Below are 13,828 nucleotides of genomic sequence, written 5' to 3'. Positions count from 1 at the left end.
CTATCGTTCAGTCATGATCTTCACTTCGTTCGGCCGATACGTCGCCAGCAACTCCCCGTTTCCGTCCGCCGCGAACAAAACGGACCGTTCGCGGGGAAGCTCGAAGGCATATACGGTTCCGCTAGCGGGATCCTTCACGGCAATCCCCGCGTCGAAGCCGCATTCCGAGACGAACGTAAACAGCGTTCCGCCTCCGAACCGCAGCTTGCGTCCGTAAACGCCGGGCAGCTCACCGCCCTCCAGCCAGATCAGGTCCTCCGATACGCCGGCTTTCTCCATCGCGTGCCGGTACAGCCGCTCCACCGATTCGGAGCGCTCGTTCAGCTCCACCGGGACGGGACTCCAGAGCAAGGTTCCTGCTCCGATCTCCGCTTCAACGAGTCGATCTCCATCGGCCGAGCCGTCCTCGCGCAAGGTTGTTTCTTTCAACGTTTCGGCGATTCGACGGGCTCCGAAGGACAGCTCGACCGGCGATACCGCGCCTAAGCCGCTGCCCGCCGCCTCGTTCAGCCAGAGCCGTTCTTCCCGACGAATATTCTCGTGGCGCAGCTCGCCGAGCAATTCCGGCAGCCGCTTCGCCTGCCGCCAATACGGATCGAGGCCGATCGGTCCCGTCCAGAGCAGCGTCGCCCCCGTATCCGCCGCAATCGCGACGAGGTTCGCGAAAGCTTCATCGTCGAAGTTATGCGGACTCGGCACGATGATGAGCTTGGCCGGGCGTATCCGCAAGTCGTCGAGCCTGTATTCGCCCACTCCCCGGAACGGAGCGTTTAACCGGTAGCCCAGCACGCGCGCCGCCTTGGTCGTGGCGTCGAACGCCAGCTTCCGGTTGGAGAAGTCGTTGGAATACGGGAACACGACGGCGATCTCCTCGGCTTCCCTCTCGCCGAACAGATCGCGGATTCCCTCCATAAAACGTCCGAAATCGTAGGATACGTCCGCTTCCGGCTTCTCCGTGCCGTCCGCCCGCAAGGCGCCGATATGCGACTCGTTCGCGTTGTCCATGTAGAAGTTCGTATTCCAGATCCACTGGATCGCGCCGGCTCCGCCGGCAGCGAACGCGTAAGCGTATTTGCGCTCCAAAATCGACCGCAGCTCCTCCTCCGAACGTTTCGCCCGGCCGTCCGGCGTCTCCACGTACATGATGCCCGTCTCCTGGACCAGATTCGGCTTGTTCGCCGTCTTGGCGAACACCCCGTCCCATAGCAGATGGTCGTTCAGCCACCACGAATGCACGGTCGTGTAATCCGCGGCGTCCTCGTAGAAAAACGGCGACGGCCGCTGCGCGCCGAGCGCCTCGTCCTGGCCGACCGTCATCATATGGTCCGGACAAACTTCCTTGACCGCTTCGTAAAGCCGGCTCGCCCATACATTGTGCATATCCATGGAGAACAGGACGTAATCCAGCCATTTGCCGCCTTTCTTGGCCTTGTGCATGTCCTGCACGTCGAAGTTGATCTCCTCCGGCTCCGGAGGAGCCGCGGCTTCGAACGACGGCAGCTGGCCCGGCGTCATGTTCCAGCGCTCTTGCAGCGTTTCGATGGTGCCATGCCTCTCCCGCAGCCAGGCGGAGTAGGCTTCCCGCTCGAACGGGTCGCGTACGGAACGAGGGCCGTCCGAGAAGATGCGCGGCGGGTCGAACATGGAAGGTTCGTTGATGAGATCCCAGTCCACGCCGACCGTATCCTTATGACGGCCGACGATGGAGCGGACAAACCGCTTTTGGGCCTCCACGCTGCGGGGATCCAGGTAAGGGTTCAGTCCTTCCCAGGTCTCCGGGGTGAAGGAGAAAAACGTGAACGTCACCTGGAGGCCGTGGCGCTTGGCCGTCATCAGGAACGCGTCGATGGCGCGAAGCGCCGCTTCCGACGCGTGTCCGTCGACCTCCATAATATTGCGATAGGCCGTCCAGATGCCCGTGCGGATCCAGTTGATGCCCGCGGCGCGGATCTGCGCCATGTCCCGATCCCAGACGGCGGCGTTCGGCAGCGTCAGAAATTTGCGGGCGACGTCGCTTGTCATGTAAGTCATGCCCACGACAGGGAGAGGTCTTCCATCCTGCTGGAAATAGTCGCGTCCCGCCGTCACCGGCGAGCCTTCCGCCAGCAGCTCCTTATCAAAACCCCAGAAGCCCTGGCGCAGCGAACGGCGTTCGCCGCCGGCCGAAATTGCGACCGCGTTCACCCGGTAATAACCCGCCGCGATCTCGATCGGCAATGACAGTCGGATTGGCTTGAAGTGTTCGCTTACGTCGAGCGACGCCGTACCTTCCCAGAGCGTCTCGCCGTTGCCGTCCTTGCCGATGCGCCAGACGGCGATCGCCACGTTCCATGGGCCGTCCGACGACGCCGGTCCCCTGCCTAGGCGCTGCGCCTGCAGCGTCAGAAGCGGCCGTTCGCCGGGCTCGTAGCTGGCGTAATCCGGCTTGAGCCACCATTCCGTCACGCCGGACGCGACGAAAGCGATCCAACTCGCCAACGCTTCCTTTCCGCTTCCGTTCCAGAAGGCTTCGCCAAGCGGCTGGCCGACGAATAGCCAGCGGCCGCCGGCATAATCGCCGAGCAGACGCTCCCACAGGACGACCGGCGCGGTACGGCGGCGGCCATCGGCGCTCGTGCCTGCAAGCAGCGGATAGATCCGGGCGTCCATCGGTCCCGTGGAGCCCATCTGATGAGGCAGGTCGCTGCTCTTCGTCACATGGGGCACCAGGTTCCAAGTATCCGTCTTGGCGTCGAATAAACCTTCGCTGCCCGCCAACAGAGGAATATCCTCCGAAGGAACCAGGGATTCGACGGAAGCGGAATCCACGCGCAGAGCCTCGTGAATGCCGAGCTCCTGATGGTACGCGGTCTGCTCCGCTTCGACAGTCCACTCCCCGCCGTCATTGCGGCGGACCGGCATCTTAAAGGGAGCTCCCCCGGCGGAGATCAAGCCGCCTCCCCGCTTCAGGAACGCCGCGATTGCTCCCCAGGCATCTTTCGGGAAGAAAGGCGCATGCAGATTGACGAACGCGCCGGGCCGTGCCTCGCGCAGCGCCTCGGCCAATTCGCCGGCGGAGACGATCTTGCCCGTCCCGGCAAGTGCTGCAAGGGCTTCCGCCGACGGCGCGCTTCCCGCGGACGGGAAAGACGGATCGCACAAGATGATGACGCCGGTCATAGCAATCCCTCTTTCATCGCCTTGTAGACGAGCTGGGAGAACAGGCTGTTGGACCAGGCGAACCAGCTCCGCGTGAACACGGAAGGATCGTCGGAGTGGAAACCTTCGTGCATAAAGCCCGTGTCCGCGTCCGTCGATTCCAGCAGGTCGATCATCGCCAGCTTCTCTTCGGCCGTTCCGGCGGTTAGTCCTTGCATGGACAACGCCATATGCCAGATGTAGCCGTCCGGCGTATGCGGGCTTCCGATTCCTTTCGCCGCCTTGCCTTCGAAGTAGAACGGATTCTCTTTGCTCAGCGCGAATCTGCGCGTGTTCCGGTAGATGGGATCATCGGCCGACACGTAGCCCAAATACGGGATCGACATCAACCCCGGCGTGCCCGCGTCGTCCATGAGGCAGTAGTTGCCGAATCCGTCCGTCTCGTAAGCGTAGATCGGCCCGAATTCCGGATGGCGGTAGATGCCGTATAACGTAATGCCGTGCGCGACGTCCTCTTCCATCCTCTTGAGCTCCGCGAGGAGGTCCATGTCGCGGAATACCCACTCCGCGAATTCCTGCATCTGGCGCAGCGCCACGACCGCGAACATGTTGGCCGGCACGTTGTAATGGAAGTCGCAGGCATCGTCGCTGGAACGGAAGCCCGACCAGATCATGCCCGTGTAATTGACCGGCATGCCCAAGCCGTCGCCGCGAAGCGAGTCCGTCGGAATGCCGTTGTTGCGGGTGAAGCGGTACGGCGAAAGCTCCGCATGGCGCTGCTCCGTCTTCCACATGGCCAAAATCGAGCGGAGCATCGCTTTGAACCCGCTGTCGAAGATGTCGGTCAGCCCCGTCGCCTTCCAATATTCGAACGCAAGGCGGATCGTAAAGCAGGCGGAGTCCAGCTCGAACTTGCGCTCCCACACCCATGGCCCCATGTCCGTGACATCCGTCGCGTTCCAATGCCAGTCGTTCGCCGATTCGTTGAACGCGTTGGCGTAAGGATCGACGGCGATGTATTGCGCGTGGCGCTTGATGAGGCCGCCGATTATGCGCTGAAGCTCCGGATCGTTGGCCGCGAGCGGCACGTAATGGATAACCTGCTCGACGGAGTCGCGCAGCCAGCAAGCCGGGATATCGCCGGTAATGACGAACGTCGTGCCGTCATCCAGCAGCTTCGTCGTCGTTTCCAGCGTGTTCGGGAAACAATTAAGAAATTGCTTCAGCAGCTTCGGACGGTGCGCCAGCTTCTCGCGCGCTTCGTCCAGCACCTCTTGCACCGCCGCGGGAAGCGGAAGATGCGGCATGTTTATTTTCGGAAGTCGGAATTGTTCCATGTCTACGTAATCCTCCAATTGTCGTTATAATTCGGTAATAGAATTATCGGCCGCTCCGTCTTACTCCTTTACAGCGCCGATGGTCAGGCCTTGGATGAAGTAACGTTGGAAGAACGGATACGCAAATACGATAGGACCCGTGGCCAGCACGACCATCGCCATCCGCGACGTATCCTGCGGCATGTCCTGCAGAATGCCCATGTTGATGGAGGCGTTCTGCGAGTTCTGCAAAATAAATTGCATGCTGTTCTCGATCCGCATCAGCATCGACTGCAGCGGCACTAAATTGGGATCGTCGATATACAGAAGCGCGTTGAACCAGTCGTTCCAGTAGCCCAGCGTATTAAACAGCGCGATCGTAGCGATGCCGGGAAGCGACAGCGGAAGTACGAGCCGGGCGAAAATGCCGAACTCGCCGGCGCCGTCGATTTTGCCGGATTCGATAATGGCTCCGGGCACCATCGTCGCGAAGAACGTTCGCATGATCATGATGTAGAAGGCGTTGACGAGCAGCGGCATCACAAGCGCCCAGATGGAGTTTTTGAGGCCCAGCAGCTGCGTCGCCACGATGTAAGTCGGCACGAGACCGCCGTTGAACAGCATCGTGAAGAAAGCGTAGAACGCGAAGAAATTGCGATATTTAAACGACTTGCGCGAGATCGCATACGCGAACAAAGTCGTAATGACCAAACTGATCAGCGTGCCCAGGACGGTTACAAGAATCGTGACGCCATAGGAACGCAGTAACTGGTCGCCGGTCTGAAAGACGTATTTGTAGGCTTCCAGGCTGAGTTTTTCCGGGAACACGCTGTAGCCGTTCATGGCCAGCGTGCTTTCATCCGTAAAGGAGATGATGGTAACGAACAGGAACGGGAATACGCACAAGAAAGCAACGATTCCCGCGATGAAGTTGAAGATGATATTCCACCCTGTCGACAGTCTTGTGAAGTCGCGGGGTTTCTTGTTGGTTTTAATCACGGCGATTGCTCCTCTCCCTTAGAATAAGGCGTTGTCCTTGTCGAATCGGCGTACGATGGCGTTGGATGTAACGACGAGTATAAAGCCGATCAGCGATTGGTAAAGTCCCGCCGCCGTGCTCATGCCGATCTCCCCGGTTGCCTTGAGGCCGCGATAGACGTAAGTGTCGATAACGTTGGTCACGGAATACAGCGGTCCGGAATCGCGAGGCACTTGGTAGAACAAGCCAAAGTCTGCGTAGAAGATTTTGCCTATGGCAAGCAAAGTCAAAATAATGATCAGCGGCTTCAGCATCGGTATGGTGACGTTGCGTATCTGCTGCCACTTGTTCGCGCCGTCGATCATCGCCGCTTCGTAGAGCGACCGGTCGATGCCCATAATTGCGGCCAGGTAAACGACGCTGTTGTAGCCGACCGCTTTCCACAGGAACACCACGACAAGTATGACCGGCCACCAGGTCGGATCGGAATACCAGTTGATGGGGTCGACCCCGAAGTTCGCCAGCACTTGATTCAACACGCCGCGGTCAAGGCTCAGGAAGCTGAACACAAAGTAACCGACGATGATCCACGACAGGAAATAAGGCAGAAACATGCCCGTTTGATACACTTTCGCCAGCCGTTTGTTCGCGATTTCCGACAAGACGATCGCGAGACCGACCGACAGGATCAACCCGACTACGATAAAGAAAACGTTGTACAGCACCGTATTTCTCGTAATGATATAAGCGTCGTTCGTGCTGAACAAAAATTTAAAATTGGTAAAACCTACCCAGTCGCTGTTTACGATGCTCGCCCAGAAGCCGTCGCGGCTCACTCGGTACTGCTTAAAGGCGATGACGAGTCCCGCCATGGGCAAATACGAGAAAAACAGAAACCAGAGCGATGCCGGCAGCACCATCAGCAGCATGGCCTTGTTGCGGTTCAAATCCTTGAAGAAGCGTCCGATAGCTCCCATGTCCACTCACTCCTTGTCATCCATAATGTGCTCCGCCCGACGCGGAAAGAAGGACGAATGCTGCCATCCGTCCTTGCTTTTTCGTTATGCGTATTATCGAGTCGCTTTCCACTCGTCGACTTGACGCTGAATTTCGGCCAAGACGGTATCCAAACCCGCAGCTTTAAATTTCTCGATCGCCTTCGTCAATTGTACGTCCGGATTTACGGTGCCCGTCATAAGAGCGGACCAATATTCTTCCTTGACGTTGGATACTGCCGCCAGCTCGGTTGTTACTTTGGAAGGATCGAAGTTGAAGCCGAGCAACGGAGCTTCCTTGCCTTGTTCGTTGAAGGTTTTGAACTCTTCCCATTTGTTTTCAGGGTCCGTAGGGTTCAGGTAAGTCAGCATGACGTTGCCAAGAGAGAACGTTGGCATGTCGTAGTTTTTGGACTCGTCCAGGTTCTCCATCACGTTGTCGCCTGTTTTTTTGAAGTGAACGCCTTCGATGCCGGAATCCACCATGTTGCGAAGAACGGGATCGGTATTCAGCAGATTCAGGAACTCCATCGCTTTCTCCGGGTATTCGGAGTTGGCGGAGATCGCCTGCATGGAGCCCATAACCGACCAGTTGTAGATCAGTGATTCGCTCTGAGGCGTGGATACGACCGGGTAGCCGTAGCTTTGCGACCAGAGATTGTCGGCGAAAGGCTGCGTCGTCGCTTTGTCCGAGAACCATTTGCCCGTCGTTTGCATATCCGTCAGGGAATCCAGCGTAGCGGCTTCCGTCGGAATAAAGCCGGCATTGTAGTACTTGTGCATCGTTGTCAGAGCTTGCTTCATCTCCGGCGTTTCCAAAATGTTAATGACTTTGTAGTCGGTCGTGTCGAGCTTCACCGCGAACGGCATGTTCTCGATGATGAAGTCGTACGGCACGTAAGGCTTGTAGTTTTTGTCCACCGCGAGCGCCGCCGTGCCCGGCTCGTTGTCCTTGATCGTTTTCAGAAGCGGCTCCAGGCTCTCGAGCGTGTACACGCCGTCCATGCTCAGATTGTATTTGTCGAGCAGGTTTTTGTTGAAGCGCCAAACTTCCTGCGCCGGAAGCTCCTTGTTGGCCGGGATGCCGTAGTTTTTGCCGTCGACCTTGGAGCCCTCGAGGAAGGCCGGGTCCAGCGTGTCTTTGATGCCTTTGCCGTATTCGTCGAGCAGGCTGCCGATTTCCAGGAATGCGCCTTTACGCGCATTCTGCACGTAATCGAACGCCCACGAGGACGTGAACATAATGTCCATCGGCTCGCCCGATGCCGTCATGACTTGCAGCTTCTGAGTGTAGTCGCCCCAGTCGATCATGTTCATCTTGACGGTTACGCCGATTTTCTCCGCCGTATATTTGCTAACTTCCTCCATGACGCGGTTAACGTCCTTCTGCGGCGTTCCGATCGTGTACCAGATCAGCTCCACCGGCTTTTCAGATCCGCTAGCGCTTTCATTTCCCTCGGATTTGCCGCATGCTCCAAGCACGAGCGAAGTCGCAAGCACAACCGCGGTCATCGGAAGCATTCTCTTTTTCAAGTTCCCCATTTTCGTCATTTCCTCCCTTGAATATGTCTATCTTGTCCGGCCGGATGGCCTACTACAACAGTACCGCATGAAAACAGTTACAAATAGGCGACTTATTAAACCTATCATCTCCAAAATAAACTTGGCTATTGCAAAAACATGTCTTTAAAAAGCGAAGAATGCTTTGCCGACTACAAAAAAAACTCCAAGCCGTTAAGCCTGGAGCAATGATTTGTAATCCGTCGGCGAAACGCCGACATGCTTTTTAAATTGCTTGTAGAAGTAGCCCATCTCCCAATACCCCACCATTCGGGCGATTTCGTTTACTTTGAGGGCGGGATTGCCCAGCAGCTCCTTGGCCCGTTCGATCCGGAAGCGGTTCAAGTATTCCGAGAAGCTGTCGCCCGTCTCCTTCTGGAACAGCCGTCCGAGGTAGACGGGATGGATGTTGTATTTGGCGCTTAGCGACTTCAGCGACAGCTCTTCCGCGCAATTCTCATGAATTTTGGCCAGAATCTGTCCGATGACGGGACTTTTGGTGTCGCTGACAAGCGAATCTACCGCAATCTCCCCGATCTCCTTGACGATCGCCGTCATGGCTCCCAGCGTCTCCGCTCCCATCACTCTCCTCGCCGTATCTTCGCGTATAAGCTCCGTTTCCGTCGTTTTTTTGATGGCGCCAAGCTCCAGCTTCAAATGCAGGATCAGCTCCAAAGCCGCGTTCTGGAGCCGTGCCGGCGTCATGCCGGGGGCTTCGGCCAGCCTGGCGAAATCTTCGTCGATCTTCGCATGCATCCGGTCCGTCTCCTTTGCGGCAAGCAGCTTGGCGTAACCGCTCCAATCCAGCGACAACGACTGATCCGCCGACAGCAAATGGTTTGCCAGCGAAACATACTCCAGCAGCTCCAGCTTAGGATGGATAAACGCGAATTCCATCGCCTTCTTCGCTTGCTCGTAGCTATGCCCGGCTCGCTCTTCTCCCGATACGACATCGCCGATGGAGATTCTTATATCCTCGCCGGGCAGCGCCGAGTGAAGCAGATCCAGCAGCTCCCGAACGATCTTCTCGCCTTGTTCCGGATGCTCAGGAAACATGACGACGCCCGCCGTTCCATCTCTGTCGGTAAAGGGAATGCCTAAGCCATCCCGCTCCGCGAGACGATGGAGTTCCAGACGCAAGTCCTCCTTATGGAAGCTTCCCTCTCCCAGGGCAACCTGAATCCATTCCTTGTCGAGGTCCAAGCCAAGCATCTCGGCGCGTTCATGCAGCTCGCCCGGACCGATCTCGCCGCGCAGCCAACGGTTCACGATATTGTCGCGCAGCACTCCGATATCTTCCTGCAGCCAGTCCTGCGAACCTTTGATTCGACTGTCCAGCTTCTCGATGATCCCTTCCAGCGTTGCCTTTAGCTCGTGAAGATTAATGGGCTTCAGCAAATAATTTTCGATCCCGAGTCTCATCCCTTGCTTTAAATAATCGAAATCATTGAACCCGCTCAAAATAATGACGTGCAAATCGCGATAGATGGATCTGGCTTCGCGAATAAGCTCCAGACCGTTCATCACCGGCATGGAAATATCGGTGATGAGAATATCCGCGCGCATCTCGCGAAGCTTTTCCAGCGCGCTCCGTCCGTTCTCCGCCGTCCCTACGATTTCCAGCTCGAAACTGGACCAATCCAGAGCGTCGCGAAGACCCTCCAAAATAAAAGGTTCGTCATCTGTCAGGAATACTTTATACATGCAGCCCTTGCTCTCCTTTCCTGAAAGGGAATGCGAGCGTTACGCGCGCGCCTCCCTCGGACCGGTTAGCAACCGTCAGCCCGCCTTCCTCTCCGTACATCAACAGAATGCGCTCCCGCACGCTCCGAAGACCGAACGAACCTCCTTCGCTCTCTTCTTCTCTCTGATTCTGATACGATTCGATGGCTTTCAGTTTATCTTCCGGTATCCCCGTGCCGTTATCGCGCACTTCAATGACAACGTTCTCTTGGTCCGTATAGGCTTCGATCTCGATCAAATTATCGAAGCTGTCGTGCCGCATGCCATGCACGATGTAGTTCTCGATGACGGGTTGCAGCAGAAGCTTCACTGTCTCCGCGCTTCCAGTCCCCGGCTTCACCTTGATTTCATAGGCGAATTTGTCCTTATATCGTATCCGGAACAGTTCCAAATACAAACGGCACATTTCGATCTCGTCCTTGACGGTGTACACGGTCTTGTCCCGGACAACGCCGCGAAACAGCGCGGATAAGCTGTAAATCATCTCCGCCACGTCATCGGCCCCCTGGGACAAGGCTCTCATCCGGATGACCTCCAGCGTATTGTATAGAAAATGCGGATTCACCCTGGCTTGAAGCGCCGCGAATTCCGTCCGTTTCTGGCGGATCTCGGCCTTGTAAACCCGATCAATGTAACGGGACAGCTCGTCCAGCATCTCGTTGAAGCTCCGGGCAATTTGTCCAAGCTCATCATCTTTCTCATCCGGAATACGCGGCGTCAGCTCCCCTTGCTCCACCTTGCGCATAAAGCGGATGATGTTGCCCGTCCGTTTCGCATAATTGACAACCAGCGCGCCGGGCAGCAATACGACGAAGACGATGCTCAAGGCGGCCGCCAGCAGGATCACGAGCCGGAATCCGCCGTACGCTTCCGACACCTCCGCTTTTGGAGCAATGCCGACGACGGTGTAACCGGCTTGGCTGTTCGTCAGTTTATTGACGTAAGCCCGCTCCTTCAGCTTCTCTTCCGCATCCAGCGATTGCAGAATATCCGCGTCAGGATGCCTTGCTCCGACGTATTTGCCGGAGGAGTCATACAAGACGAACCCTTCTGCGGACAACACGAGGATGGAGCCCTTCTGTTCTCCCCCTATTCGTCGCACGGTGCGTTCGATGGCGTCGTTCCGATAGAATACAAGCAGTTGCCCGATGTTTTTGTAAGTATTTTTATCACTGATTGGAACTCTGAAGGAGATCAGACCGCTTGCGCGGGCGCTTAATCCCAGCTCCTTGAGAAGCCAGGCATTGGGGGGACCGACGGGCTGCGCGTCCAGCGACATCGCGTCGGGGATGTAGGAACGGGCGGCATGGGCTGCGATCAGCCTGGATTGCCCTTGCTGCTTGAACGCATAGAGAAATTGCCGATCCGTGCTGTACAGCAGCAAATGCTCGGCGCTGGGATGATCGTCGATCCAATTATCGAAATACGTCAGCACGTTGACGCCCTTTCCGCTCTGTTCGTAGAAGCTGTCGAGCTTATGCCGGATATATTCGTCAAAGGAATGCTGCAGCAGGAACGACGCATGATCGGCAAGCACCTGGTCCCGGTACAAATTCTCTACGGCAGCTTGAGCGGCCTCATACGTTCTGGTCATCTCTTCGCCAACGGCATCCATCGTTTTCTTCTGGTTATCCAGCACTTCCTCCACGACGGATTGGGACATGTAAGAATAAGCTCCGTATGCCAGCGTCAAGATGGAGACGACCGCGATCAAAGCGAATAACAGAATCCATTTGCCGAATAAACTGTTCCGAATGCGCTTGCGGTAGAAACTCGCGAACACGTTAGCCCGCCTCCGGGGATTCGCTATCATATAAGAAAACACAGCTCTTTGAGCGGGAGCTGACGAGACCTCTGTTCTCCATGTGGAATAAATGCGCTAGCGTCTCGGCCATGGCAAAGCGCAGATTGTGCGGGTTATCCCGCAATCGCGCCCCGAACAAGTCTTCGCACAGCTCAAAGGCCGTCAATGGCTGCCGTGCCAGACGATTTCTCATCTCGGAAAGCCTGCGCTGGTGGAAGCTCTGCAATTCCACAATTCGTTTTCGAAAACCGGCGAATGGATCGCGGTGGCCCGGCAAAGCCAGCTCAACGTCGTACTGCTCGAGATGCGCCAAACTTTCCAGGAAATCCGCGAGCGGATCGGCTTCCTCTCCCGGGACGACACTTACGTTGGGCGTTATTTGCGGCAGCACTTGATCGCCGCATATCATCCAACGTTTCGTTTGATCGTACAAGCACAGGGCTCCATACGCATGTCCGGGAGCGTCAATCAGCAGCCAATCCCTTTTCCCCAGTGTCAGTTGGCCACCTGCTTCGATATAGGTGACTCCGGGCTGTGGAGATACTTTCTCGACGAAGCTTTCCAAATTGAGCGCGATGCTCTGCATGAGTTCTCCCGGCATGCCGTGCGAGAGGAACAGGGCGGATAGCGCTTCGGCATACTCGCTGCTTCCTCCCCACAAACGCCTTGCATATCGATGAGAACGTTCCGTCATTAGGACTGGCGCGCCGCTCTTCTCCTGGATCGTTCCCGCTAATCCGTAATGATCCGGATGCTGATGCGTCAGGACGATCCGGGCGATCTGCTCCCATCCTATTCCACATGCCTGCAGCGCTTCTTCCCAAACGCGTTCCGATTGTTCCGTTCGCAATCCCGGATCGATGATCGTATAGCTTGTTCCTTCCGGCACAATGTAGCTGTTGACCCATTTCAAGGAGAAGGGAAGCGGAACCTTCACGCGTTTCCAGCCATCCGGCAATTCCGTTATGGTATCGATGTCTGTCATATTTGTTCTCCCTGCCATTGTTAATTATTGCCGGAGCGGACGAGACGGTCCGTCTGCCTCAGTTCCTCCAGGCTGGCTGCTCCAATACCGAACATGGCGGCTCTTAGCTCGAATTCGATCCGTCCAAATTGAGAGATCAGCCCCTCCACGGGGTGCTCTCCCGCTTTGCTAGCCGCTTGAGGCAGCAAGGCCCGGCCGAAGCCCGCGAGGTCGGCTCCCAGCGCGATGGCCTTGGCCGCGTCAACGCCGTTAAAAAGTCCGCCGCTCGCGATTAGCGTGACATCCGGAAGCACGGTTCTAACCTCTGCGACGGAATCTGCCGTTGGGATGCCCCAGTCGGCAAAAGCTTCCGCGGCTTGACGTTTCATGTCATCCTTGCTCCGATATTTTTCGACCTGACTCCAGGAAGTGCCTCCTGCGCCTGCCGCGTCGATAAACGTTATGCCGGCGTCCTTAAGTCTAAGGGCCGTCGTCCCGTCGATGCCCCAGCCGACTTCCTTTACGCCTACAGGCACCGGCAGCGTCCGGCAAACCTCTTCGATCTTAACCAGCAATCCTCGGAAATCCGTGTTTCCCTCCGGCTGGAACACCTCCTGCATGCTGTTAAGATGCAGCACTAGCGCATTGGCTTCCGCCATATCCACCGCCCTGCGGCATGCTTCCGCACCGAAGCCGTAATTGAGCTGAACCGCTCCCAAGTTCGCGATGATCGGCACCGTAGGCGCTTCGGAGCGAATGCGGAATGTCGCCGCAAGCTCCTCCTTCTCAATGGCGGCGCGCATGGAGCCGAGTCCTATCGCCCAGCCGCGCGCCTCGGCTGCCATGGCCAATCGCCGATTGATGGCCCCCGTTGCGTCACTGCCTCCGGTCATGGAGCTGACAAGCAGCGGCGCGCGAAGCGGCACGCCGAACAGCTCCGTTTCCAATCGGATGTCATCCAATCTCAGTTCCGGCAGCGCGTTATGACGGAAGCGGTAATTCTCGAAGCCCGTCCGCACGCCCATTCCGCTCACGTCTTCCTGCAGGCAAATTCGGATGTGTTCTCCCTTGCGTGCCGAAGTCGCGTCTTGACCGCCCCGTTGTTGATCCGTCACGATGCTTTCCCCCTGTTAATCGCGATTTCACGATTTTTGCGCCTGGACAGCACAGTCCGCGCTTTCGTTTTAGCATAACATAATTTGTCCTCGCATGCTCCTGAGGGTGATCACTGTTCTTCGACAATGAAGTCCTTCAATTCTATTATTTTGATTTTTTCAATCATTTATTTGTTTCATGCAATCATTTTCGTTGTGTTATTCTTTAGAATCA

Annotated in this window: 9 protein-coding genes; all 9 read right to left on the bottom strand. The window is 56.7% G+C overall.

The window, feature by feature from the left end; genetic code table 11:
* Positions 1–3,159 (bottom strand): beta-galactosidase, encoded by a 3,159-nt coding sequence (locus KJW29_RS03305; RefSeq protein ID WP_214628747.1) that lies wholly within the window; start codon positions 3,157–3,159, stop codon positions 1–3.
* Entirely contained in the window at positions 3,156–4,475 is a 1,320-nt protein-coding gene (locus tag KJW29_RS03300; RefSeq protein WP_214628746.1) for a glycoside hydrolase family 125 protein, read from the bottom strand. Before KJW29_RS03300 ends, KJW29_RS03305 begins: the two co-directional genes overlap by 4 nt.
* A 60-nt stretch (positions 4,476–4,535) precedes the next feature.
* Positions 4,536–5,453 (bottom strand): carbohydrate ABC transporter permease, encoded by a 918-nt coding sequence (locus tag KJW29_RS03295; RefSeq protein WP_246608558.1) that lies wholly within the window; start codon positions 5,451–5,453, stop codon positions 4,536–4,538.
* 18 nt (positions 5,454–5,471) lie between these two features.
* Positions 5,472–6,410 (bottom strand): ABC transporter permease, encoded by a 939-nt coding sequence (locus KJW29_RS03290; protein ID WP_087566580.1) that lies wholly within the window; start codon positions 6,408–6,410, stop codon positions 5,472–5,474.
* 93 nt (positions 6,411–6,503) lie between these two features.
* On the bottom strand, positions 6,504–7,970 hold the full coding sequence (locus tag KJW29_RS03285) for an ABC transporter substrate-binding protein (RefSeq protein WP_425517483.1): 1,467 nt from the start codon (positions 7,968–7,970) through the stop codon (positions 6,504–6,506).
* 192 nt (positions 7,971–8,162) lie between these two features.
* Complete coding sequence (locus tag KJW29_RS03280; RefSeq protein ID WP_214628744.1) at positions 8,163–9,692, bottom strand: response regulator transcription factor; 1,530 nt, start codon at positions 9,690–9,692, stop codon at positions 8,163–8,165.
* Positions 9,685–11,514, bottom strand: a complete 1,830-nt coding sequence (locus KJW29_RS03275; protein ID WP_214628743.1) for a sensor histidine kinase — start codon at positions 11,512–11,514, stop codon at positions 9,685–9,687. Before KJW29_RS03275 ends, KJW29_RS03280 begins: the two co-directional genes overlap by 8 nt.
* Before the next feature lies 1 nt (position 11,515).
* Positions 11,516–12,520 (bottom strand): MBL fold metallo-hydrolase, encoded by a 1,005-nt coding sequence (locus KJW29_RS03270; protein ID WP_246608557.1) that lies wholly within the window; start codon positions 12,518–12,520, stop codon positions 11,516–11,518.
* Positions 12,521–12,540: 20 nt separating this feature from the next.
* Complete coding sequence (gene fni / locus KJW29_RS03265) at positions 12,541–13,617, bottom strand: type 2 isopentenyl-diphosphate Delta-isomerase (RefSeq protein WP_425517548.1); 1,077 nt, start codon at positions 13,615–13,617, stop codon at positions 12,541–12,543.
* Positions 13,618–13,828 lie beyond the last annotated feature (211 nt).

Origin of the sequence: Paenibacillus agaridevorans (genome assembly GCF_018604145.1) — a bacterium.
Taxonomy (GTDB): domain Bacteria; phylum Bacillota; class Bacilli; order Paenibacillales; family Paenibacillaceae; genus Pristimantibacillus; species Pristimantibacillus agaridevorans.
Note: the sequence above shows the minus strand (reverse complement) of the source record. Positions and strands in the feature narration are given on the sequence as shown.

Coding starts and splice junctions, on each gene's coding strand:
- KJW29_RS03305 (WP_214628747.1), bottom strand. CDS start 3,159: ATGACCGGCGTCATCATCTTGTGCGATCCGTCTTTCCCGTCCGCGGGA.
- KJW29_RS03300 (WP_214628746.1), bottom strand. CDS start 4,475: ATGGAACAATTCCGACTTCCGAAAATAAACATGCCGCATCTTCCGCTT.
- KJW29_RS03290 (WP_087566580.1), bottom strand. CDS start 6,410: ATGGGAGCTATCGGACGCTTCTTCAAGGATTTGAACCGCAACAAGGCC.
- KJW29_RS03285 (WP_425517483.1), bottom strand. CDS start 7,970: ATGGGGAACTTGAAAAAGAGAATGCTTCCGATGACCGCGGTTGTGCTT.
- KJW29_RS03280 (WP_214628744.1), bottom strand. CDS start 9,692: ATGTATAAAGTATTCCTGACAGATGACGAACCTTTTATTTTGGAGGGT.
- KJW29_RS03270 (WP_246608557.1), bottom strand. CDS start 12,520: ATGACAGACATCGATACCATAACGGAATTGCCGGATGGCTGGAAACGC.